General features: G+C 70.7%; 22 protein-coding genes. 13 read left to right on the top strand and 9 right to left on the bottom strand.

The features are described from left to right. The first annotated feature begins 26 nt into the window (after window positions 1–26). Both ACFW16_RS14005 and ACFW16_RS14000 read left to right on the top strand, forming a co-directional pair. Window positions 27–1745: an NADPH-dependent assimilatory sulfite reductase hemoprotein subunit gene (locus ACFW16_RS14005; RefSeq protein WP_380305878.1), complete on the top strand. Its 1719-nt coding sequence runs from the start codon at window positions 27–29 to the stop codon at window positions 1743–1745. After that, complete coding sequence (locus tag ACFW16_RS14000; RefSeq protein ID WP_380305876.1) at window positions 1745–2308, top strand: bifunctional precorrin-2 dehydrogenase/sirohydrochlorin ferrochelatase; 564 nt, start codon at window positions 1745–1747, stop codon at window positions 2306–2308. The genes ACFW16_RS14005 and ACFW16_RS14000 overlap by 1 nt, the downstream gene beginning before the upstream one ends. Window positions 2309–2312: 4 nt before the next feature. Here ACFW16_RS14000 and ACFW16_RS13995 read toward each other — a convergent pair whose 3' ends face one another. Next, a complete protein-coding gene (locus ACFW16_RS13995) occupies window positions 2313–2762 on the bottom strand; it encodes a DMT family transporter (RefSeq protein WP_380305874.1) in 450 nt (149 codons plus the stop codon). After that, complete coding sequence (locus ACFW16_RS13990) at window positions 2762–3283, bottom strand: GNAT family N-acetyltransferase (protein WP_380305872.1); 522 nt, start codon at window positions 3281–3283, stop codon at window positions 2762–2764. The genes ACFW16_RS13995 and ACFW16_RS13990 overlap by 1 nt, the downstream gene beginning before the upstream one ends. A 101-nt stretch (window positions 3284–3384) precedes the next feature. Here ACFW16_RS13990 and ACFW16_RS13985 point away from each other — a divergent pair, with 101 nt between their 5' ends. Continuing rightward, complete coding sequence (locus tag ACFW16_RS13985; RefSeq protein ID WP_380305870.1) at window positions 3385–3951, top strand: helix-turn-helix domain-containing protein; 567 nt, start codon at window positions 3385–3387, stop codon at window positions 3949–3951. Between the two features lie 16 nt (window positions 3952–3967). On the opposite strand, the gene ACFW16_RS13980 is transcribed toward ACFW16_RS13985, so the two are convergent. Next, complete coding sequence (locus ACFW16_RS13980; protein ID WP_380305868.1) at window positions 3968–4432, bottom strand: Lrp/AsnC family transcriptional regulator; 465 nt, start codon at window positions 4430–4432, stop codon at window positions 3968–3970. On the opposite strand from ACFW16_RS13980, the gene ACFW16_RS13975 reads away from it, so the two are divergent. Then, complete coding sequence (locus tag ACFW16_RS13975; protein WP_380305867.1) at window positions 4431–4880, top strand: DUF2000 domain-containing protein; 450 nt, start codon at window positions 4431–4433, stop codon at window positions 4878–4880. The genes ACFW16_RS13980 and ACFW16_RS13975 overlap by 2 nt on opposite strands. A gap of 44 nt (window positions 4881–4924) precedes the next feature. On the opposite strand, the gene ACFW16_RS13970 is transcribed toward ACFW16_RS13975, so the two are convergent. The 3 genes from ACFW16_RS13970 to ACFW16_RS13960 form a co-directional block, all read right to left on the bottom strand. Next, window positions 4925–5353: a GFA family protein gene (locus ACFW16_RS13970; protein WP_380305865.1), complete on the bottom strand. Its 429-nt coding sequence runs from the start codon at window positions 5351–5353 to the stop codon at window positions 4925–4927. Window positions 5354–5383: 30 nt separating this feature from the next. Continuing rightward, the gene (locus ACFW16_RS13965) at window positions 5384–5803 is read right to left on the bottom strand and encodes a lysozyme inhibitor LprI family protein (RefSeq protein ID WP_380305863.1); all 420 of its coding nucleotides are present in this window, start codon (window positions 5801–5803) and stop codon (window positions 5384–5386) included. Between the two features lie 84 nt (window positions 5804–5887). Continuing rightward, a complete protein-coding gene (locus tag ACFW16_RS13960) occupies window positions 5888–6685 on the bottom strand; it encodes an AraC family transcriptional regulator (protein WP_380305861.1) in 798 nt (265 codons plus the stop codon). Between the two features lie 133 nt (window positions 6686–6818). On the opposite strand from ACFW16_RS13960, the gene ACFW16_RS13955 reads away from it, so the two are divergent. After that, the gene (locus tag ACFW16_RS13955; protein WP_380305860.1) at window positions 6819–7058 is read left to right on the top strand and encodes a hypothetical protein; all 240 of its coding nucleotides are present in this window, start codon (window positions 6819–6821) and stop codon (window positions 7056–7058) included. Between the two features lie 25 nt (window positions 7059–7083). Here the strand turns inward: ACFW16_RS13955 and ACFW16_RS13950 are convergent, their stop codons facing one another. Continuing rightward, entirely contained in the window at window positions 7084–8004 is a 921-nt protein-coding gene (locus ACFW16_RS13950) for a LysR family transcriptional regulator (RefSeq protein WP_380305858.1), read from the bottom strand. Between the two features lie 93 nt (window positions 8005–8097). Here ACFW16_RS13950 and ACFW16_RS13945 point away from each other — a divergent pair, with 93 nt between their 5' ends. From ACFW16_RS13945 to ACFW16_RS13935, 3 genes are all read left to right on the top strand, one after another. Next, window positions 8098–9243, top strand: coding sequence for a DSD1 family PLP-dependent enzyme (locus tag ACFW16_RS13945; protein ID WP_380305856.1), 1146 nt, complete (start codon window positions 8098–8100; stop codon window positions 9241–9243). Between the two features lie 14 nt (window positions 9244–9257). After that, window positions 9258–10187, top strand: a complete 930-nt coding sequence (locus ACFW16_RS13940; protein WP_380305854.1) for an ornithine cyclodeaminase family protein — start codon at window positions 9258–9260, stop codon at window positions 10185–10187. A gap of 184 nt (window positions 10188–10371) precedes the next feature. Next, window positions 10372–13449, top strand: a complete 3078-nt coding sequence (locus ACFW16_RS13935; RefSeq protein WP_380305852.1) for a LysM peptidoglycan-binding domain-containing protein — start codon at window positions 10372–10374, stop codon at window positions 13447–13449. 57 nt (window positions 13450–13506) lie between these two features. Here ACFW16_RS13935 and ACFW16_RS13930 read toward each other — a convergent pair whose 3' ends face one another. After that, the gene (locus ACFW16_RS13930) at window positions 13507–16623 is read right to left on the bottom strand and encodes an efflux RND transporter permease subunit (RefSeq protein WP_380305850.1); all 3117 of its coding nucleotides are present in this window, start codon (window positions 16621–16623) and stop codon (window positions 13507–13509) included. Between the two features lie 26 nt (window positions 16624–16649). Continuing rightward, complete coding sequence (locus ACFW16_RS13925) at window positions 16650–17834, bottom strand: efflux RND transporter periplasmic adaptor subunit (RefSeq protein ID WP_380305848.1); 1185 nt, start codon at window positions 17832–17834, stop codon at window positions 16650–16652. Window positions 17835–18073: 239 nt separating this feature from the next. Between ACFW16_RS13925 and ACFW16_RS13920 the strand changes: the two genes are divergently transcribed. The 5 genes from ACFW16_RS13920 (at window position 18074) to ACFW16_RS13900 (ending at window position 21826) form a co-directional block, all read left to right on the top strand. Next, the gene (locus ACFW16_RS13920) at window positions 18074–18994 is read left to right on the top strand and encodes a sulfite exporter TauE/SafE family protein (protein WP_380305846.1); all 921 of its coding nucleotides are present in this window, start codon (window positions 18074–18076) and stop codon (window positions 18992–18994) included. 3 nt (window positions 18995–18997) lie between these two features. Beyond that, a complete protein-coding gene (locus ACFW16_RS13915; protein ID WP_380305844.1) occupies window positions 18998–19750 on the top strand; it encodes a TIGR02186 family protein in 753 nt (250 codons plus the stop codon). A gap of 24 nt (window positions 19751–19774) precedes the next feature. After that, the gene (locus ACFW16_RS13910; RefSeq protein ID WP_380305842.1) at window positions 19775–20278 is read left to right on the top strand and encodes a universal stress protein; all 504 of its coding nucleotides are present in this window, start codon (window positions 19775–19777) and stop codon (window positions 20276–20278) included. Window positions 20279–20549: 271 nt separating this feature from the next. Continuing rightward, complete coding sequence (locus ACFW16_RS13905) at window positions 20550–21527, top strand: magnesium transporter CorA family protein (RefSeq protein WP_380305840.1); 978 nt, start codon at window positions 20550–20552, stop codon at window positions 21525–21527. A gap of 38 nt (window positions 21528–21565) precedes the next feature. Next, window positions 21566–21826: an antitoxin gene (locus ACFW16_RS13900; RefSeq protein ID WP_380305837.1), complete on the top strand. Its 261-nt coding sequence runs from the start codon at window positions 21566–21568 to the stop codon at window positions 21824–21826. Window positions 21827–21882 lie beyond the last annotated feature (56 nt).

The following is a 21882-nucleotide window of genomic DNA, read 5'->3' as shown; positions in this document are numbered from 1 at the left end:
CAATTGTGGATAGAACGCCGCCGCCGATGTCCGCCGATCCGACCGCCGCGCCCGCGGCCCCGCCGAAGCTTTCCGCCGTCGAAGGCGTGAAGGAACAGAGCCGATTCCTGCGCGGCGGCATCGCCGCCGACCTTGCCACGCCCGGCATCTCGGTCACCGAGGAAAGCTATAACCTGCTGAAATTCCACGGCAGTTATGAGCAGTACGACCGTGACACCGCGACCGCGCGGAAGAAGCAGGGGCTGGAGAAGGAATACCAGTTCATGATCCGCGCCCGCATCCCGGGCGGGCGGATCACGGCCGAGCAATACCTGGCCCTCGACGCCATCGCCGACAGATATGCCAACGGATCGGTGCGGATTACCACGCGCCAGGGCATCCAATTCCACGGCGTCCTGAAGGGAAACCTGAAGGCGACGATCGCCGACATCAACCATTCGATGCTGACCACCATGTCCGCCTGCGGCGACGTGGTGCGCAATGTCATGACCACCCCGGCGCCGATCCGCGACGCGGTGCATGCCCGGCTGGAGGCGGATGCCCGCTTCCTGTCGACGCGGCTGCTGCCGAAGAGCCGGGCCTATTACGAGCTGTTCCTGGACGAAGAGAGCCAAGCGCCGGCCGAATCGGTCGACGAACCGCTGTACGGTGCGACCTATCTGCCGCGGAAGTTCAAGATCGGCCTGGCCGCGCCCGAGGACAACACGGTCGACATCCTGACCCACGACCTCGGCATCCTCGCCGTGTTCGAGGGCGACCAGCTGCAGGGCTACAACCTCAATCTCGGCGGCGGCCACGGCCTGACCCACACCAAGCCCGGCACCTATGCCCGCATGGGCTCGCCGATCGCCTCGGTCGGGCCGGGCGAGCTGCTGCAGGGCGCCGAGGCGGTGATCCGCCTGTACCGCGACCACGGCAACCGCGCCGACCGCAAGCGCGCCCGGCTGAAATACGTGCTGGACGACATGGGCCTGGACTGGACCCGGAAGGAGCTGGAGCGCCAGTTCGGCCGGGTCCTGGCCGACCCGCTGCCGCACGCGCCGTTCCGGGTGCCCGACCATCTCGGCTGGCACGAGCAGGGCGACGGCCGCTTCTGGCTGGGCCTGCCGGTGGCCAGCGGCCGGATCCAGGACGGCCCGGCCGTGCGGCTGCGCACCGCGCTGCGCACGCTGTTCGAGAACTGGGCCAAGCCGGCGGTGCTGACGCCGCAGCAGGACATCCTGATCGCCGACATCGCACCGGGCGAGCGCGACGAGATCGCGGCGCATCTGCGCAGCCACGGCGTGGTCTTCGCCGAGGACCTGACCCAGGTGCGGCGCTGGGCCCTGGCCTGCCCGGCCCTGCCGACCTGCGGCCTGGCGCTGTCGGAGGCCGAGCGCATCCGCGAGCCGGTGATCGATTCCTTCGAGGCGGTGCTGCGCCGCCACGGGCTGATCGACGAACGGCTCAGCATCCGCATGACCGGCTGCCCGAACGGCTGCGCCCGCCCCTATGCCGGCGACATCGGCATCGTCGGCCGCACCCCGGGCACCTTCGCCCTGTTCGTCGGCGGCGATTTCGAGGGCACGCGGCTGAACGCCAAGCTGGCGGAGAAGGTGCCGGAGGCGGCGATCGCCACCACGCTGGAGCCGATCTTCGCCGCCTTCGCCCAGGAGCGCCTGCCGGGCGAGGGCTTCGGCGACTACTGCCACCGCCAGGGACTGGAGCGGCTGACCGCCCTCATCTCCACCGCCGAGGCCGCCTGATGCTGCCGATCGCCCTCTGCCCGGAAGCGGTCCCGGTCGCCCTGGTCGGCCGGGGCGACAAGGCGGTGCGCCGCCTGGCCCAGCTGGACGAGGGTGGCTTCACCGTCGCCGTCTTCGCCGACGCCCCGTCGCCCGACCTTGTGCTGGCCGCTGGCGACCGGCTGCGGCGGCGCCTGCCGAGCGCGGCTGATCTCGGCGCCCAGCGCCTGCTGCTGGTGGCCGACCTGGACGAGGCCCGCGCCGCCGACCTCGCCCTGCTCGCCCGCCGCCTCGGCCTGCTGGTCAATGTCGAGGACCGCACGGCCTTGTGCGACTTCCACCTGCCGGCGATCGTGCGCCGCGGCGACCTGGTGGTGGCGATCTCGACCGGCGGGCTGAGCCCCCGCCTGGCCGGCCGGCTGCGCCTGGCCGCCGAGCGGCTGATCCATCGCGACTGGGGCGCCCGCCTGGCCCGGCTCGGCCTCCTGCGCTCCGAGCTGCGCGCCCAGGGCAAGGGCCCGACGGAGATCTCCCGCGCGGTCGATTCGGTGATCGACGGCGAAGGCTGGCTCGGCCGGGTCTGAGCGGTCAGACGCCCCGCCGGGCGATCAGAAAGGCCCCGACGACCAGCAGGATCGCGCCGAGGATCGGCAGCCCCTGCGTCGAGAGCGCCTGGGCGCCGGACTTCAGCTGATCCGCCGCCAGCCCGGCCGCCAGCTGGCTGGCCACCAGGATGGCGATGGTGGGCGCCGCCCCAAGCCGCTGGTAGCCGAGGATGCCGGCGAAGACGAAGAAGGAGCCCAGCAGCCCCGGCAGCAAGGCCCAGGGGCGCAGGGCCGACACCGCCTCGGCCACGCCGCCCGGGCCGTTGCGGAGCAGCAGCAGGGCCAGCAGCGCCGTCAGCCCGACGGCGGAGTTGATCACCAGCGCGACCAGCACGGTCGAGGCCGACAGCGTGATCCGCACCATCAGCAGGTTCTGCAGGACCAGGCACAGCCCGGCCGAGACCAGCAGCGCGACCGTGGCGGCGGCGCCCATCAGTCCCGGCCGTCCGGATCGGCGCGTGCGTCGAGCCGCAGCTGCAGGAAGGCGAGGTCGAGCCACCGGCCGAACTTCGCCCCGACCTCGCGCATCACCCCCGCCGGTTCGAAGCCGAGGCTCTCATGCAGCCGGATGGAGCCGGCGTTGCCCGCCTCGACGCCGGCGACCATGACGTGCTTGCCGAGGGCCTTCGCCCGGACGATGAGCTCCAGCATCAGCGCCCTGCCGACCCCGCCGCCGCGCCGGTCGCGGTGGACATAGACCGAATGCTCGACGGTATGGCGGTAGCCGTCCCAGGCACGCCAGTCGCCGAAGGAGGCGTACCCCGCCACCCGGCCGTCATCGTCGACCGCCACCAGCACCGGGTAGCCGAGGCGCCGGCGCTCCCCCAGCCAGGCGGCGCGGTTCGCCGCGTCGACCACGGTCTCGTTCCAGATCGCCGTCGTGTGCAGCACGGCGTCGTTGTAGATCGCCAGGATGCCGTCGACGTCTCCGGCCTCGGCGTCGCGAATGCGCATCTCACCCTCACGGCCATGGACAGCTCGTTGATACGGCGTCCTCGCAATGTCGTCCACTTTAGTGATACGCATTGCTCATATGGTCCATTATAGTAGTACGCATGATGGAATCCGACGGCATCGACCGGCGCATCGGCGCCCGTATCCGGATCGAGCGGGAGAGCCGCGGCTGGTCCCTCTCCGCCCTCGCCGCACGCGCCGCCGTCTCCCGCGCCATGGTGTTCAAGGTCGAGCGCGGCGAGAGCAGCCCGACGGCCAGCCTGCTGGGCAAGCTGTCCGGCGCCTTCGGCCTGAGCATGTCGACGCTGATGGCGCGGGCGGAGATGCAGCAGGGCCGGCTGTCGCGGCGGGCCGACCAGCCGGTGTGGACCGACCCGCAGACCGGCTATCTCCGCCGGCACGTGTCGCCGCGCACGGACCTGCCGCTCGACCTCGTCCGCATCGAGCTGCCGGCCGGGCGGGAGGTGCCGATGCCGGCCTCGGCCTACGCCTTCCAGCGCCAGCTGATCTGGGTGCTGGGCGGCGAACTGGTCTTCGTCGAAGGGGCGGCGCGGCACGAGATGCAGGCCGGCGACTGCCTCGAGCTCGGCCCGCCCGTCGACTGCACCTTCCGCAACGAGGGCGCGCACCCCTGCACCTACGCCGTCGTGGTGCTGCGCCAGCCGTGAGGGGGGTCGCCCCGCCTCAAGCCTTGTCGAGCGGGAAGCCCCTGAACGGCTTGATCTCCTTCAGCACGAACATCGTCTGCATCTCCTTGATCCCGGGCAGGCGGCGCACCACCGCCATGGCGAAGTCGGCATAGCTGTCGAGATCCGGGGCGACGACCTGCAGCAGGAAGTCCGAATCGCCGGCGATGCTGTAGCAGGCGACCACCTCCTTCAACTGCCGGACGCTCTCCGAGAACTCCTCCGCCTCCGCCTCGCTGTGGCTGTCGATCCTGACCCGGATGAAGGCGAGCACGCCGAGGCCGATCCGCCGCCGGTCCAAGAGCGCCGCATAGCCCTGGATGACGCCGTCCTCCTCCAACTGCCGGACCCGCCGCCAGCAGGGCGAGGTCGACAGCCCGACCTCGGCCGACAGCGCCTGGTTGGTCAGGCGGCCGTCCTGCTGCAGGGCGGCGAGGATGCGGAGATCGACTGGTTCGAGCATGATCTACCTTGAAGCGGATGTTTCCCGGCAGATCCTACCCATCGTCGTGAACCCCGGCCTGCCGCTCGGGCTGATCGCCAACACCGCCGGCGCCATCGCCATCGGGCTGGGCGCCCGGCTGCCGGCCCTGGCGGCGCGCCGGCTGACCGACCGCCGGGACCGTACCATCGACATCAGCTCGAACCAGCCGGTGCCGGTGCTGCAGGCCGATGCGGAGGCGATCCGGGCGCTGCTGCTGAAGGCGCTGGCCCAGCCGCCAGTCGAGGGAGTGGGCGAGCGGGCGGTGGTGCCCTTTCCGGCCTTCGCCCGGTCGCTGCACGCCTATGCCGAGTACGAGGCGGCCTTCCCCGCCCGGGACCTGGGCGAGGAGGCGATCGACGGGCTGGGCCTCGCCGGCCCGGCGAAATGGGTCAAGTCGCTGACCGGCTCGCTCAAGCTGCTGCGGTAGCCATACGGCCGCCCCCGCGCCTTTGCGAACGGGGCCGGCCGCGCCTAGTCCGGATCCTCCGGCCATTGCCGGGCGTGCCCGGGAATGATCACGCCGGGCAGGGCCCGGCTGGTCCAGATGTGGACGGCTTCGCTCAGGTCCAGCGGCTCGTCGAGCGAGCCGCCCTTGATGCAGATCTCGTCCTCCCGGTCCTTGTCGCCGTCCCAGAGGCGCGATCCGCAGTTCGGGCAGAAGAAGGAGACGATCGCCCATCCCGATTTCGTCGGCCGCGACCAGCGGCTGAGCGTGCCGCCGAGCAGGCGAAGGTCGGCGCTGCGGAAGAACGCCGAGATCCCGAACGCCGAGGCCGACTGCTTCCGGCATTCGCGGCAATGGCAGACATACAGGCCGAGCGGTGCGCCGGTGAGCTCGTAACGCACCTGGCCGCATTGGCAGCCGCCGGTGAGGGGCGGTCCGGCCGTCGAGGCTCCCATGGATCGTCCTCCTGAAGCGGCGACAGATGATCAGTTCGCCGCCGGGACCGGGCAGCTCATGTCGCCTTCCGCGCAGTTCAGATAGGCCTTGAAGTCCTCGATCCGGCTCTTGGTCTGGCCGTCCAGGCACATCGAATGGATCATCGGGGCGGCGGTGCCGCCCGAGACGGCGGACTCCTGGAAATTGCATTCCGCGTCGCGGAAGGCGATCCAGGCCCGCTGCGTCGTCACCAGCAGCTTGGTCGTGTCCGGGTCATCCTTCAGCCGGGCCTCGATCTCCTTATAGAGCTTGTTCAGCTCGGCATCCGACGCCTTGAACGCCTTGCCGTAGCACTCGTTCAGCCCGGCCTGCCCGCCCTGGGCGTTGTCGCATTCGTCGGCCCCGGCGGATGTCGGGATGGCGGCGGCGACCGCCAGTAGGGCAACCAGGCCGGCGAGGGAAGCACGCATGGACGATCCTCCTATTTCCAGCAGAAATTCCGCTGCCGTGTCGGATTCGGTACCGCGTCCGGCGCGACCTGCCAAGGGAGCGGCTCAGCCGCCCTCCGCGAAATACCGCCCGGGGGTGACGCCGAAGGCCTTGCGGAAGCCGGCGACGAAGGCGCTGGGCCCTTCATAGCCGAGCCGGTCGGACACCTCGCCGACCGGAATGCCGAGCGACAGCCACTCCACCGCCTTCAGGAGCCTGGCCTGGCGCCGCCAGGCCCGGAAGCTGAGGCCGGTCTCGACCCGGAAGTGCCGCTCGAAGGACCGTTCCGACAGCGCCGCCCGCCGCGCCACCTCGGCCAGGCCGTCGGCCCCCGCCGGGTCGGCCGCCAGCCCGGCGACGGCGCGCCGCAGCCGGGCGGATTGCGGCATCGGCAGGTGCAGGGGCGCGATCGGCTCGGTCACCAGCTGGTCGAGGATCACGTCGACGATCCGCCCCGCCGGGCCGCCTGTCGCGGCGTCGCGCGGATAGCCCAGAAGCGCCAGCACCAGCTCGCGCAGCAGCGGCGACAGCCGGATCACCGACGGCTCGCGCGGCAGGTGGCGCACGGCTTCGGGCCGCAGGAACAGGTAGCGCAGCGCGGATCGCTGCAGATAGGTCACGGCATGCGGCACGTCCGGCGGGATCCACAGCGCCCGTTCCGGCGGCACCACGAAGCTGCCGCGCCCGGTCTCGACCGTCACCGAGCCGGAGACGATGTGGAACAGCTGGGCCCAGCGGTGGCTGTGCGACCGGAAGTGCAGCCCGGCCTCGACCTCGCCGGCGAAGGTGAGGGCGGCGGCCGGGTAGTCCTCCCCCTCCGGCCGGTCGAGATCGGGATGGACCCGGTTGTCCGGATGGATCATGGCGACTCACATACATAAATCGACGGAGTGGCGCTAACACGAAAAACTTCGATCGCCCTAGGGTGACCCAGGTGACATCGATCCCGCCCCGACCGGGCCAGCATCGAGGATCGACAGCCAAGGAGACCCGACGATGACCACGATCGTTTCATCCCGCAACTCGCGGACAGCCGTCCCGGCGGCCCGGCCGGCGACCGCCGCCGCCCGCGGCCTGGCCTGGATCCGGCATCGGCTGCGGATCCGGCGGGACACGGCGATGCTGCTGGCGCTCAGCGACCACCTGCTCACCGACATGGGAGTCCGCCGCGACCAGGTCCGGCACGCCGTGCGCGAGGGCTGCCTCCAGCCCGGCGCGGACCGCCGCGACCCATGAGACATGACGGCCGGGCCGGAAGCGCTCACGCCGGTTCCGCGATCCGCCAGGGGACGGGCCGCAGCGCCGCCTCGAGAACGTCCAGGAACCGCTCCGTCCGCGCCACGCGTCCGGTCCGCGGGCCGAGCAGCGCCACGACATCGGCGTCCGGCAGATGCCAGTCCGGCAGCAGCGGCACGAGCCGGCCGGCCCGCAGGTCCGCGGCGACGTCCCATTCGGAGCGCAGGATGATCCCGAGGCCGGCGAGCCCCCATTGCCGGACCACCCCGCCGTCATTGCTGTTCAGGACCGGGTGGATGCGGACCGTGGCCCGCCGCCCGCCGGCATGGGTGAAGCTCCAGAGCGTGACGTCGGCCCGGTCTTCCCGGATCACCGCGCAGTCGTGGCCCCGCAGCTCTTCCGGCCGCCCGGGCGCACCGCGCCTCGCCAGATAAGACGGCGCGGCGCACAGCAGGCGGCGGTTCGGCGCCAGCCGGCGCAGGGTCAGGGCCGAATCGGCGAGCGGCCCGACCTGGACCAGCACGTCCCAGCTGCCGGCCGCGAGGCCGCCGGCGGGATCCTCGAACAGGATCAGCGTCAGCTCGACCTCGGGGTGCTGCGCCTTCAGCGCCGCCATGGCCGGGGCGACATAGGCCCGCCCGAAGCCGAAGGGGGCGGCCACCCGCAGGTGCCCCAGGACGGCCTGCCGGCGATCGGCCATGCTCTCCACGATCCCGGCCATCTCCCCCAGCACGCGGGCGCCGCGCTCGGCCAGCAGGGCGCCTTCGGCCGTGAGCCGCAGGCTTCGGCCGGTGCGGTCGACCAGGCGCACCTTCAGCCGCTCTTCCAGCTGGCGAAGCCGCTGGGTGACGGCCGGCGGGGTCACGCCGAGGGCGCGGGCCGCGGCGGCGAGCGACGAGGACGCCGCCACCACCGCGAAGAACTGGAGGTCCTGCGACGTGATCATTAAGGCTGAACTTAACCTTGAATGCAGGAGCGGTAAATTGCGCCTGCACTGGCTTCCGTCTAGACCTCGTACATCCTGCTTCGGAAGCCGCCGATGTCCGCCGCCGATCGTCTCCACGCCGTCGAAACGCCGGGCCTCGTCCTCGACGAAGGCCGCATGCTCCGCAACATCGAGCGCCTGCGCAGTCGGCTGCAGCCGCTGAACGTGGCGCTGCGCCCCCATCTCAAGACGGCGAAGTCGATCGAGGTGGCGCGGCGCGTCCTGACGGGCGGCGACGGCCCGGCGACGGTCTCGACGCTGAAGGAGGCGGAGGTGTTCGCCGCGGCGGGCATCCGCGACATCGTCTACGCGGTCGGCATCGCCCCGCAGAAGCTGGACCGGGTCCTCGCCATCCGCGCCCGGGGCTGCGACCTGTCGGTCATCCTCGATTCGCCTGGGCAGGCCGCGGCCGTGGCCGAGGCGTCACGCCGGGCCGGCGCGCGGATCCCGGCCCTGATCGAGGTCGATTGCGACGGCCATCGCGGCGGGCTGAGGCCCGACGATCCGGCCCTCCCGGCCGTTGGCCGCATGCTCCACGACGGCGGCGCCGAGCTGCGCGGCGTGCTGACCCATGCCGGAGAAAGCTACGGCGTGTCCGGCGCCGAGGCGCATGCGGCCTTCGCCGAGCGGGAACGGGCCGCCGCGGTGGCGGCGGCCGGGGCCCTGCGGTCGGCCGGCCTGCCCTGCCCGGTCGTCAGCGTCGGCTCGACGCCGACCGCGCACGCCGCCCGCGACCTGTCGGGCGTGACCGAGATGCGCGCCGGCGTCTACGTCTTCTTCGACCTGGTCATGGCCGGCATCGGCGTGTGCTCGACCGACGACATCGCGCTGTCGGTGCTGACCAGCGTCATCGGGCAGAACCGCGAGCGCGGCTGCCTCTTCATCGACGCCGGCTGGATGGCGCTGTCGCGCGACCGGGGCACGGCGGGCCAGGCGGTCGACCAGGGCTGCGGCCTGGTCTGCGACATCGAGGGGACCGTGCTCGGCGACCTCGTCGTCTCCGGCGCCAACCAGGAGCACGGCGTCGTCTCGCTCCGCCCCGGCAGCCGGGGTGCCCTGCCCGACCTGCCGGCCGGCACCCGCCTGCGCATCCTGCCCAACCACGCCTGCGCCACCGCCGCCCAGTTCGGCGGCTACGAGGTGCTGCCGGCCGACCCGGCGGCGGGCCTCGCGCATTGGCCGCGCTTCGGCGGCTGGTAGACAGGAGGCCGATGATGCTGTTCGTCCCCGAAGCCGAATCCGCCGCCCTGGCCACGCATGAGATGGCCTATGCGGCCGTCCGCGAGGCGCTGATCGCCGTCTGCGAAGCCGGCACCGACTCCTTCCCGGTGGTGCATGGGCACGGGTCGGCGCGGGAGAACCGCTTCACCGTCAAGGCCGCCGCGGCGGCCGATGTCGCGGGGCTCAAGGTCGGCTCCTACTGGCCCGGCAACCCGGCGATCGGCCTGCCGCGCCACAACTCGCTGATCCTGCTGTTCGACCAGGAGAAGGGCCGGATCGGCGCGGCGATCGAGGCCGGCACCCTGAACGCCTACCGCACGGCCGCCGCCGATGCCGTCGCCGCGGATGCGCTGGCGCGGCCCGATGCCGCCACCCTCGCCGTCTTCGGCGCCGGCCACCAGGCGCGGTACGAATGCGCGGCCGTGGCGCGCATCCGCCCGATCCGCCGCGTGCTGGTGGTGGCGCGGAACCCGCAGCAGGGCGCCGCGATGGCGGCGGAGCTGCGCGACCAGGGCCTCGCGGCGGAGACCGCCGCCGCCGAGGCCGCCTGCCGGGCCGCCGACATCATCGTCACCGCCACATCGGCGACGTCGCCGCTGTTCGAGGCTGGCTGGGTGCGCCCGGGCACGCATGTCGCCAGCATGGGGTCGGATGCCCGCGGCAAGCAGGAGCTGCCGCCGCACCTCCTGGCCGGGGCGAGCCTGTTCTGCGACCTGCCGGCCCAGTCCCGCGCCATCGGCGAGTTCCAGCACGCGCCGCCGGACGCGGCGCCGGTGGCGATCGGCGACGTCCTCGCGGGGCGCCATCCCGGCCGCCGCGCCGCGGCGGAGATCACCGTCTTCGACAGCTCGGGACTGTCCGTCCAGGACCTCTACGTCGCCCGGCACCTTCTGGCCCGCCGTGCCGGGACGAGCTCGAGCTGAAGCTGGACAATCGCGCACAATTATTCTGACGGACACAAGCAATGTCTCGTCACTTTCCAGGACGAATTGTCATGAGTTTATTTATGACTTCTCAGTTTAACTGATCTGTAATATTTGTTGCTGCAAAGGCGCCACGACCGTCCGGGCGGTGTTTTCTGCCCGCAGCGTAAATGGGGGCTCGCCGATGACCATTCCGGCAACACCTCGCCGCGTCCTGTTCGAAGGGCCGCGGCAGACCGCGACAGGGGGCGGCCGGGATCGGACGGCCGAATGGCAGGACGCCCAGGGCCGGTCCGCACCGTTGCCCGATCCGGCCAAGGACCCGTCGGGAGCCGTCGCGTATCAGGTGCGGCCGGGCGACACCTTCTCCAGCATCGCGCCGCGCGTCGGGCAGACCGACAAGGATCTGGAGGCGGCGAATCCCGGGGTCGATCCCCGGCGCCTGCGCCCCGGGGACCGGATCGTCATCCTGGACGACGTCCGGCGCGAGGCCGCGACGCAGCAGCTGAAGGCCCTGGACACGGCGCACCGCACGCATGGGACCGCCGGCCAGGAGGCCTGGGCCGGCGTGCAGCCGCTGGTGGAGGCCGAGCTGCGCCGCGTGGGCCGCGACGGGCCGACACCGGGCGATCGGCTGGACGGCGCGATCGGGGACATCAAGGCCAGGGCGCCGGGGGATGCCCGGTTCGCGACGATCGTCGACCAGGCGCGCCAGACCGTCGAGCGGGAATGGGAGGGCCAGGGCCGCACCCATGCCGCGACGGACACGATCCTGGCGCTGGCGGGCGACGCGCAGGCGGCGGACCGGTCGGCGGCCGCGATCGCGAACGATCCGGAGGGCAACGGGCCGACCCCGACGGACCGGGTCGGGGCCGCCGCGAATGCCGCGCAGCACAAATGGGACCTGGTCACCCAGGCGGCGGTCCCGCAGCTCGAAGCCCTGGCGAAGGGCGTCGGATCGCCGGCGGAGGCGGAGACCAAGGTGGCCCAGCGGGCCGCATCCCTGAGCAATTACGGGCCGGACGACGAGCAGTACCGGTCGGCGATCGACGCCGCCGCGCGGGAGGTGCTGGTCGGCAAGCCGTCCCGGGCCGTGGCGGACGCCTATGCCAGCGGCGGCGCCCCGGCCGCGGCGGCGAAGCTGCGCGAGGTCGCCGGCCAGGCCTCGCCCGTGGTGGCGGCCCGCATCCTGCAGGCGTCGCAGCCGGTGATCGACAAGATCTCCGCCGATCTCGGCCGGGAGGCGCGCGAGAAGCTGCCGGCGCCGGGCGCCGCCGGGCCGGGGAGCAACCCGATCGACCTGGGCAGCATCGACGAGACCGGCATCCAGGCGGCGCGCAAGGACAAGTCGTTCGGCATGGACGCCACCTTCGCCGTCACCCTCGGCGACCTGGCGGCGGCGGCAGACCGGGCCGGGCTGGCGCCCGACGGCAAGACCGCCGTCAAGGGCCTGGCCTCCAGCCTCGCCGAGCAGATGCCCGATGTCGACGACATGCGCTACGCGCCGGGCGAGCGGCCGGCGCACGACGTCGCCAAGGCCTTCGCCTGGACGGTCGGCCAGGGCGACGGCGCGACCCTGTCGCTGGCCGTCGCCGCCGCCATGCCGGCCGACCGCCGCGACTACGGCAACGCCCTGGTCGCCGCCGCGGCGGAGGGGCTCGGCACGTTGCGGCAGCGGGTCGTGGCGGATGTCGGCGCCTTCGGCGACGCCACCAAGACGCTGGCCTTCCTGAAGCAGGGGCCGGGCCAGCTGCTGGACCAGGCGCAGTTCCAGAAGGCCATGGCGGCCTATCTGAAGGCCCATCCGGACACCGCCGACAAGGCCGCCGCAGCCTATGACACCGTCGCCCGCGGCGGCGACGCGCTGCTGCGCACCGCGGCGGCGATCAACGCCTATGAGCCGGAGCTGGGCGGGTCCGGCGACTTCGCGAAGCTGAAGGGCGCGCGCGACGACACCGGCGACCGCGACGCCCTCGAATTCGCGGTCAAGAGCAGCCCGGCGACGCTGGTCGAGCTGGCCAACCTGTCCGACGAGGTCGAACGGCCGCCGCCCGGCAAGGTGACGCCGTGGTGGCCGATCCGCGGCACGCAGGATTTCGTCAACGAGGTGATCGCCTACCGGGCCAAGCCCGCCTACGACCTGCTGTCGCAGGCCCAGCGCGACGGCGGGCTGGTGCCGCGCACCGGCGTGACGGCCGCGAACGGGATGGGCAAGGCCAACCGGCTGGCCGGCACCGTTCTGGCGGGCATCCATGCCGACGCGATGTTCCAGAACCAGGACCTGTTCAGCCAGGCCTACGGCCTCTATTTCGCGTCCGGCGCCGGCAAGTACGGCCTCGAGCTGCTCGGCGGCATGGTCCAGTCCGGCATCGCCAAGCTGCCGCAGCTGCAGGGCGGACGGCTCGACCGGCTGAGCGACTTCGTCGCCGTCGAGCGCCGGCCCTGGCAGATGCTCAGCGGCGCGCTCGGCAAGGCCTATATCCCGCTCGACGCCGCCTACACCGTGTACAATCTGGCGAAGGGCGACATTCCGCGCGCCATCTTCTTCGGCGGCACCGCGACGGCCGACGTGATGCTGGCCTACGGCTCCGGCGCCGTGCCGGTGGTCGGCGCCGCCCTGCTGCTGGCCTCGGCGGTCGGCAACTACATCTATGGCAAGATCGAGAAGGCGAACGAGAACGAGGACGATGCCCGCGAGTTCCTCACCGGCGCCGATCTCCGGCCCGAGATCGCGGACCAGCTGGCCGACCACGATTCCGACGGCAACAGCGTCGGCCCTGCCCTGGCCGCCCTGGCCAGGCGGCGGGGGCTGGAGCCGGCGGCGTTCACGGACTACCTGAACCGGCTGACGCCGCAGCAGGTCTCCGCCCTGGTGCAGCAGGCGAAATCGGTGCGGCCGGACGACAAGGGCCGGATGCCGGTCGCCGGGCCCGGCGATTCCTATCTCGCCCTGCCGCTCGACCCGACCAGGACCGACGTGTCGCAATACACCACCATCACCTACAACGGCGCCAGCAAGCGGTGGGAGGATCCGGTCACCCGCATGTACTGGGACGGGGGCCGTCGCTGGGTGTTCGATCCCAGGATCGGCAACAGCTTCGGCACCATCCCGCCGCAGCCGGACCCGGTGGTCAGCTACGATCCGGCGACGGGCGAGCTGCTGAAGTCGAACGGCTTCGGCCGGCCGGCGCGGGCGGAGAGCCTGGCCGGCCTCGAGAACTGGATGTACGCCAACGGCATGCCCCCGCCCCGCGGCCGCTGACGCCGGCCGCGCTCGCCCCCGCCCCGGAGATGCGGAGGAACCCGGCCCGCCGAGGGCCTACTCCGCCGGCGTCGGATGGGCCGGCGGCGCCTCCTCCTCGGCGACGCGATGGTGATCGCGGGCGAGGTAGGTGTAGACCATCGGCACCACGAACAGGGTGAACAGCGTGCCGATCGACATGCCCGACGCGATCACCAGGCCGATCGAGAACCGCGCCGCGGCGCCGGCGCCGCTGGCGTAGAGCAGCGGCACCACGCCCAGCACCATCGCCGCCGTGGTCATCAGGATCGGCCGCAGGCGGATCGCCGCCGCCTGCTCGATCGCGTCGCGCCGCGACAGCCCCTGTTCTTCCTGCAGCTTGTTGGCGAACTCCACCATCAGGATGCCGTGCTTGGTGATCAGCCCGACCAGGGTGATCAGCCCGATCTGGGTGTAGATGTTGATGCTGGCCCCGGGGATGTCCAAGCCGAAGCCCGCCAGGATCGCGCCGACATTCAGCGCCGCCAGGGCGCCGAAGATCGACAGCGGCACCGACATCATGATGATCAGCGGGTCGCGGAAGCTCTCGAACTGCGCCGCCAGCACCAGGAAGATCACGATCACGGCGAAGGCGAAGGCGATCATCACCGTGTTGCCCTCGGTGATGTACTGCCGGGAATCGCCCTCGTAATCGTAGGACATGCCGCGCGGCAGAATCCGGTCGGCGGTCTGCTGCAGGAAGGTCAGCGCCTGGCCGAGGGTGACGATCACCGGCGTCGGCACCGCCTGGATGGTCGAGCTGTTGAGCTGGTTGAACTGGGCGTAGGAGTTCGCCGTCGCCTGAGTCTTCAGCGTCACCACCGAGGACAGCGGGATCAGGTCGCCGCCGGCGGTGCGGACGAAGTACTTGTTCAGCTCCTCCGGGTTCAGCCGGCTCTCCTGCGCGACCTGCGGGATCACCTTGTAGCTGCGGTTGTCGCGGTCGAAGCGGCCGATGTCGTTGCCGCCCAGCATGACGTTCAGCGTGGTGCCGATGTCGTCCATGTTGATGCCGAGCGCCGCCGCCTTGTTGCGGTCGATCTCGACCGACAGCTCCGGCCGGTCGAAGGCCAGGGTGGCGTTGGCGAACAGGAACATGCCGCTCTGCCGTGCCTCGTTGGCGATCTGCTGCGCCATCTCGTAGACCAGCTGGGGCGAGCCCGGGGCCTTGATCACGAACTGCACCGGCGGGCCGCCGCCGGAGCCGGGCAGGGCCGGCGGCGAGGTGGCGAAGCCCTCGACCCCGGCGATGCTGCCGACGATGCCCTGGACCTGCGCCTCGATCTCGGCGCCGCTGCGGGTGCGATCACCCCACGGCTTGAAGGTCATGCCGCCGAAGCCGGACGACAGCGAGCCGGCGCCGTTGACCGCGAAGATCGCGTCGTGCTCCGGGATCGCCTGCAGATCCTTGATCAGCTTGTCGCTGAACCGGTTCATGTATTCGAGATTGGCGTAGCGCGGGCCCTCGAGGATCATGAAGACGAAGCCCTGATCCTCCTTCGGGGCCAGCTCGCTCGGCGTCTTCCAGAACAGGAAGGCCGAGGCGGCGAGCAGTACGATGGCGAGGAACACCGTCACCGGCCGGTAGTTCAGCGAGTTGTGCAGCCGCCGGTGGTACCAGCCCTGCAGCCCGGTGAAGAAGCGGTCGACCACGCGCTGGAACCGGCCGGCGCCCGCGCCATGCGGCTTCAGGAGCTTGCTGGTCATCATCGGCGACAGGGTCAGCGCGACGATGCCGGAGATGATGACGGCGCCGGCCAGGGTGAAGGCGAATTCGCGGAACAGCGCCCCGGTCAGGCCGGTGGCGAAGCCGATCGGGGCGTAGACCGCGGCCAGGGTGATGGTCATCGACACCACCGGCCCGGCGATCTCCGCGGCCCCTTTCAGCGCCGCCTGCCTGGGCGTCAGCCCCTCCTCGATGTGCCGATGGATGTTCTCCACCACCACGATGGCGTCGTCGACCACCAGGCCGATGGCCAGCACCATGGCGAGCAGGGTCAGCGTGTTGATCGAGTATCCGAGCGCGTAGAGGCAGAACAGGACGCCGATCAGCGACAGCGGGATGGTGACGACCGGTATGACGACGGCGCGGAACGAGCCGAGGAACAGCAGGATGACGACGACAACGATCGCCACCGCCTCGGGAATGGTCTTGCCGACCTCCCAGATCGAGGATTCGATGAACTCGGTGGCGTCGTAGACGATCTCGCCGCGCATGCCCTCCGGCATCTGGCGCTCGATGTCGACCATCGCCGCACGCACGTTGGCGGCCGTGGTCAGCGGGTTGGCCGCAGGCGTCGGGTTGATGGCGATGAAGATCGCCTCGCGCCCGTTGAAGGTGACGCGAGCGTCGTAGCTCTCGCTCCCCAGCTCGACCCGGGCCACGTCCTTCAGCCGGACGATGTTGGACCCGTCCGAGCGCACCACCAGGTCGCCGAAGGCCTCGGCCGTGCGCAGCGTGGTGTCGGTGCGGATGGCGAAGGTGACCAGCTCGCCCTCGGTGCGGCCCGGCGCCGACTGGAAGTTGTTGGCCCGGATCGCCGTCACCACGTCGGCCGCCGTCACCATGCGCGCGGCCAGCCGGATCGGGTCGACCCAGACCCGCATGGCAAAGCTCTTGGCGCCCAGGATCTCGGCCTCGGCCACGCCCTCGGTGGTCGACAGCTGCGGCTGCACCACGCGGGTGATGTATTCGGTCACCTCCTCCGGCGACATCCGGTCGCTGTCCAGCGCGATGTACTGAATCGCGATCTCCTGGCCGGTGCCCTTGACCACCACCGGGTCCTTGGATTCCGTCGGCAGGTCGTTGCGGACCTGCTGCACCTTGGTCAGCACCTCGGTCAGCGCCGCATCAGGGTTGGCGTTCAGCTTCATGTGCACCGACACGGTGCTGACGCCCTGGACCGAGGAGGAGGTGACGTAGTCCAGCCCTTCCGTGCTCGCCACCGCCTGGGCGATCGGGGTGGTGATGAACCCCTGCATCAGGTCGGCACTGGCGCCCGGATAGGCGGTGGTGATGGTGATCACCGTCTCTTCGGTCTTCGGGAACTGGCGCACCGGCAGGGTGGCCAGGCCCTGCAGGCCGAGCAGCAGGATCAGCAGGCTGACCACCGAGGCCAGGACCGGCCGGCGGATAAAGATCGAGGTGAAGTTCATGGCGGCGTTCCCCCTTCCCGCCGGAACTACGATCCGGCCTGCGGCGGACGGGTGGGGTCGACCGAGTTGTCGATCACCACCGGGAAGCCGTTCTGCAGCTTGAGCTGGCCGGAGGTGACGACCTGGTCGCCCGCCTTCACCCCCTCGACGATCTCGGCGACGCTGCCCTGGCGCTGGCCGACCCGGACGAAGACCTGCTCGACCGCCAGCTGCGGCCCGGCCGGCGCCTGGCCCTGGCCCGCGCTTTGGCCGGCATCGCCGGCGGCCTGCTGCTGTTGCCCCTGGCCGCCTTCCGCCTTCTTTTCGCGGATCACGAAGACGGTGTCGCCGTAAAGGCTGAAGGTGATCGCGGTCTGCGGCACGGTCACGACGCTCGGCCGCTCCGGCAGGATCAGCCGGACATTGGCGAAGAAGCCCGGGCGCAGCTTGAGGCCGGGATTGTCGATGGTGGCCCGCACCCTGACCATGCGGCTGGCGGTGTCGACCACCGGCTCGATGCCGGTAACCTCGCCGCGGAACACCTCGTCCGGGAAGGCATCGGCCCGCACCTCCACCTTCTGGCCGTGGCTGATGCGGCTGAACGCCTGTTCCGGCAGGGTGAAGTCGGCATAGACCTGGTCGAGGCGCTGCAAGGTGACCAGCGCATCGCCTGGGGCGACATAGCGGCCGATATCGATCTTGCGGATGCCGACGATGCCGGCGAAGGGCGCCATCACCGCCTTCTTCTCGATCACCGCCTCGGCGCGGGCGAGCTGGGCCTGGGCCTTCAAGAGCTCGGCATTCGCCGTGTCCAGATCGGCCTGCGGGGCGTTGCCGCGCGCCCGCAGCGACGACACCCGGACCAGGGTGCGCTGCGCCAGGTCGATCGCCGCCTGGTACAGCCGCGCATCCGTCTGGTCGATCGAATCGTCGAGCTGCACCAGCCGCTGACCGGCCTGGACCGTGTCGTTGGCCTTGAAGTCGATCGACTTGACCGTGCCCGCGACTTCGGAGGCGACCTGGATGCCCTCGACCGCCGAGACGGTGCCGATGCCCTCGAGATAGTCGGTCCAGGTCTTCGCTTCGGCCGTGGCGGCGGAGACGACGACCGGCGGCATCTGCTGATTGGCGAAGAAGGCCGCCACGCCCTGGTCGCGCATGACATTCATGCCGACGAGCGCGCCGACGACGATAATCAGGGTGATCCCGACCAGAAAGAAGCGGAGGATCATGCGCGAGTCCGTCCCCAGGCCCGCGATTGATCATACGGGCTCATGCTGTGAATCAAAAAGCGCAGCACCATACACTAGACGGCGACGAACCGGCTAACCGGAAACATACATGCATGTACGGCATGGATAACCGAGGCGGCCATGCCGCGGCCGCATCGCTTCGCCGCGGCCGCCAACGGCCTTCGCATTGGCTCATTCACCGACTAAGGTGCCGGTGAGACTGGACGGGACCCCGCGCCATGCAAGTCTATCTGCCGATCGCCGAGGTCTCGGTGAACGCCCTGCTGATTCTCGGCATGGGCGGGCTGGTCGGGTTCCTGTCCGGCCTGTTCGGCGTCGGCGGCGGCTTCCTGATGACGCCGCTCCTGATCTTCATCGGCATCCCGCCGGCGGTGGCGGTCGGCACCCAGGCCAACCAGCTGGTCGCGGCCAGCGTCTCCGGCATGCTGGCGCATTGGCGGCGCGGCAATGTCGACCTGAAGATGGGGCTGGTGCTGCTGGCCGGCAGCGTCATCGGCAGCGTGCTGGGGGTGCGGCTGTTCAGCCTGCTGCAGCTCTTGGGCCAGATCGACCTGGCCATCAATCTGTTCTACCTCCTCTTCCTCGGCACCGTCGGCGGGCTGATGCTGATCGAGAGCCTGCGGTCGATGCTGCGAACCCGCCGCTCGCCGGGACAGCGGCGCAAGCTGCACAAGCACGGCTGGTTCCACGGCCTGCCGTTCAAGACCCGGTTCCCGAAGTCGCGGCTGTACATCAGCGCCCTGGCGCCGATCGCGATCGGCGCGCTGGGCGGCTTCCTGACCGCGATCATGGGCATCGGCGGCGGCTTCATCCTGGTGCCGGCGATGATCTACCTGCTGGGCATGCCGGCCTCGCTGGTGGCCGGCACCTCGCTGTTCCAGATCATCTTCACCACCGCCCTGGTCTGCTTCCTGCAGGCCTTCCAGAACCAGACGGTCGACGTGCTGCTGGCCCTGCTGCTGCTGGCCGGCGGCGTGATCGGCGCCCAGTTCGGCACCCATGCCAGCGGCCGGCTGCGCGGCGACCAGGCCCGCGCCTTGCTGGCGACGCTGGTGCTGATCATCTGCGTCAAGGTCGGCTTCGACCTGATCGGCACGCCGGCCGACCTGTTCTCCGTCGCCATGCGCCGGGGGGGCTGAGCCGTGCTGCGCTTCGTCCTCGCCGTCGCCGTCTGGGCCGCGGCGCTGACCGTCTGCCGGCCCGGTGCCGCCCAGGACCTGGTCGCCGACCTGTCCGACCACGTCATCGCCATCAACACCGGCTTCACCGGCACCAAGGTCCTGCTGTTCGGCGCCACCGAGGGCGAGGGCGACGTGGCGGTGGTGGTGCGCGGCCCGTCCGACCGGGCCACGGTGCGCGAGAAGGACCGCGTCGCCGGCATCTGGCTGAACCATGCCAGCATGAAGTTCGGCGGGGTGCCCGGCTTCTACGCCGTGGCCTCGAGCAAGCCGCTCGAGGAGCTGGCGCCGCCGCCGGTGCTGGAGCGTGCCGGCATCGGCCTGAAATACCTGCAGTTGATCCCGGGCGAAGACGACCGCGAGGCCGGGCCCGAGGCCATCGCCGCCTATCGCGACGCGCTGATCCGCGGCCTGCAGCGCGACGGCCTCTACGTCGTCGAGACCGGCCAGGTCAGCTTCCTCAGCGGCCGCCTGTTCCGGACCCGGATCGAGTTCCCGGCCAACGTCCCGACCGGCCAGTACCAGGTGGAGGCCTATCTGTTCCGCGGCGGCCAGGTGGTCGACGCCCAGACCACGCCGCTGATCGTCGGCAAGGTCGGGATGGGTGCCGAGATCTACCAGTTCGCGCAGAGCGAGCCGGCACTGTACGGGCTGGCCGCCATCATCGTCGCCGTCGCCTCCGGCTGGCTGGCGAGCGTCGTCTTCCGCCGCGCCTGACCCCTTCCCATCTTTGAGGGTGCCATGACCGACAACGCCCCAGAAACCCCGAAGCAGGAGCTGCCGCGCATCTTCCTCGTCGTCGTCGACGACACCGAGGAGTGGCGGGCGGCGCTGCGCTACGCCTGCCGGCGGGCGCAGCACACCGGCGGCCGCGTCGCCCTGCTGCACGTCATCAGCCCGAGCGAGATCCAGCATTGGGGCGCGATCGAGGACGTGCTGCGCGAGGAGGCCCGGCACGAGGCCGAGCAGCGGCTGCAGCGGGTGGCGCGCGAGGTCAACCAGCTGACCGGCACCATCCCGATCCTGCACATCCGCGAGGGCGCCGCCCGCGACGAGCTGATGGCCCTGATCGCCGAGGAGCCGTCGATCTCGGTGCTGGTGCTGGGCGCCGACACCGTCTCCTCCGCCGGCCCCGGCCCGCTGATCCAGTACCTGACCAGCAGCCGGGCCATCGCCAGGCTGCGGATCCCGCTGACCATCGTGCCGGGCAACCTGACGACCGAGGCGATCGACGCCCTGACCTGAGGCCCCGGATCCGCACGGCCGGCGGCTTGACGGCGCCATCCCGCGGTGGCATCCGAGCGTGACGGGTGCCGGCAGGCCCGGCCTTCGACGAATCGAGACATGGACGAGCCAGACAGTCGTCCCGACCGGGACGAAACAGACCACCGGAGGCGACCCGACCGGATCGCCCCGAAAGGGAACGGACGGCCCAGCGCCGCGCCGGCCGGAAGGCCCCGCTAGACACCGCGGCGCCCCGGCCCGGCGATGCGCCGGCCGCAGGGGACAGACCGCGATGCTGCGCATCTACACGCTTTCGAACGCCCGTTTCGCCTCGGTCGAGCCGGCCGAGGACGCCGGCTTCCCGCCGGACACGGTCTGGATCGACCTGTTCAACCCGACCGCCGAGGAGGAGCGGCTGGCCGAGAAGCAGCTCGGCCTGTTCCTGCCGACCCGCGAGGAGATGCAGGAGATCGAGGCGTCGAGCCGGCTGTACCAGGAAGACGGCGGCATGTTCATGACCGCGAGCGTGCTCTACGCCACCGAAACCGATGCGCCGGGCACGGCCCCGATCACCTTCGTGCTGAAGGGCCAGACCCTGGTCACCATCCGCTACGCCGAGCCGAAATCGCTGACCGGCTTCATCGCCCATGCCGAGCGCCAGCCGATGCTGTGCCCGTCCGGCTCGGCCACGCTGATCGGGCTTCTGGAGGCCATCGTCGACCGCACCGCCGACATCCTGGAGCGGGTGGCGGGCGAGGTCGACGGGCTGTCGCAGCGCATCTTCAAGGTCCACGAGGCGGTGCACAAGCGCACCACCAACGAGGAGCTGGAGGCCAACCTCAAGCAGATCGGCCGCAGCCAGAACCTGGTGTCGAAGGCGCGCGAGAGCCTGGTCAGCCTGGCCCGGCTGCTGAGCTTCCTGGCCGTCGGCGACGCCACCAAGGACAAGGTGTTCCGCACCCATCTGAAGAGCCTGAGCCGGGACGTGGCGTCGCTGACCGACCACGCCACCTATATCGGCAACAACATCACCTTCCTGCTCGACGCCTCGATGGGGATGATCAACATCGAGCAGAACGCGATCATCAAGATCTTCTCGGTCGCCGCCGTGGTGTTCCTGCCGCCGACCCTGGTGGCCAGCATCTACGGCATGAATTTCGACATCATGCCCGAGCTGAAATGGGCGGTCGGCTATCCCTTCGCCCTCTGTCTGATGGTGCTGTCCGCCGTGCTGCCCTATCTGTGGTTCAAGCGGAAGGGGTGGTTGTAGAAGGGCCGAAACGACCTGAAGATGTGCGGGAGGCGCTCATGCCCGAGACTCGCGTCTTGAAGCTGTTCAGAACGGGCGCCGGCCAGATCGTCCGGTTGCCCGCCGACTTCCGATTCGACGGCGATACGGTTTATGCGTCCCGTGACGCCCGCACGGGCGATGTGACTCTGTCCGATCGACCAGGTGCCGATAGCTGGGGAGAGTTTTTCGAGCTGATGCGCACCATCGACGTGCCCGATGGTTTCATGACCGAGCGTCCGATGAATGTTTTGCCGAAGGATGAAGCTTTCTCAGAATAGCCCCGCTTCTTCCTTGTCCCCCCTCCCCTTGCGGGAGGGGGGCAGGGGGAGGGGTC

Source organism: Inquilinus sp. NPDC058860 (genome assembly GCF_042743185.1).
Lineage (GTDB): Bacteria > Pseudomonadota > Alphaproteobacteria > DSM-16000 > Inquilinaceae > Inquilinus.
The sequence above is the reverse complement of the archived record's forward strand: the minus strand, read 5'-3'. Positions and strand labels throughout refer to the sequence as shown.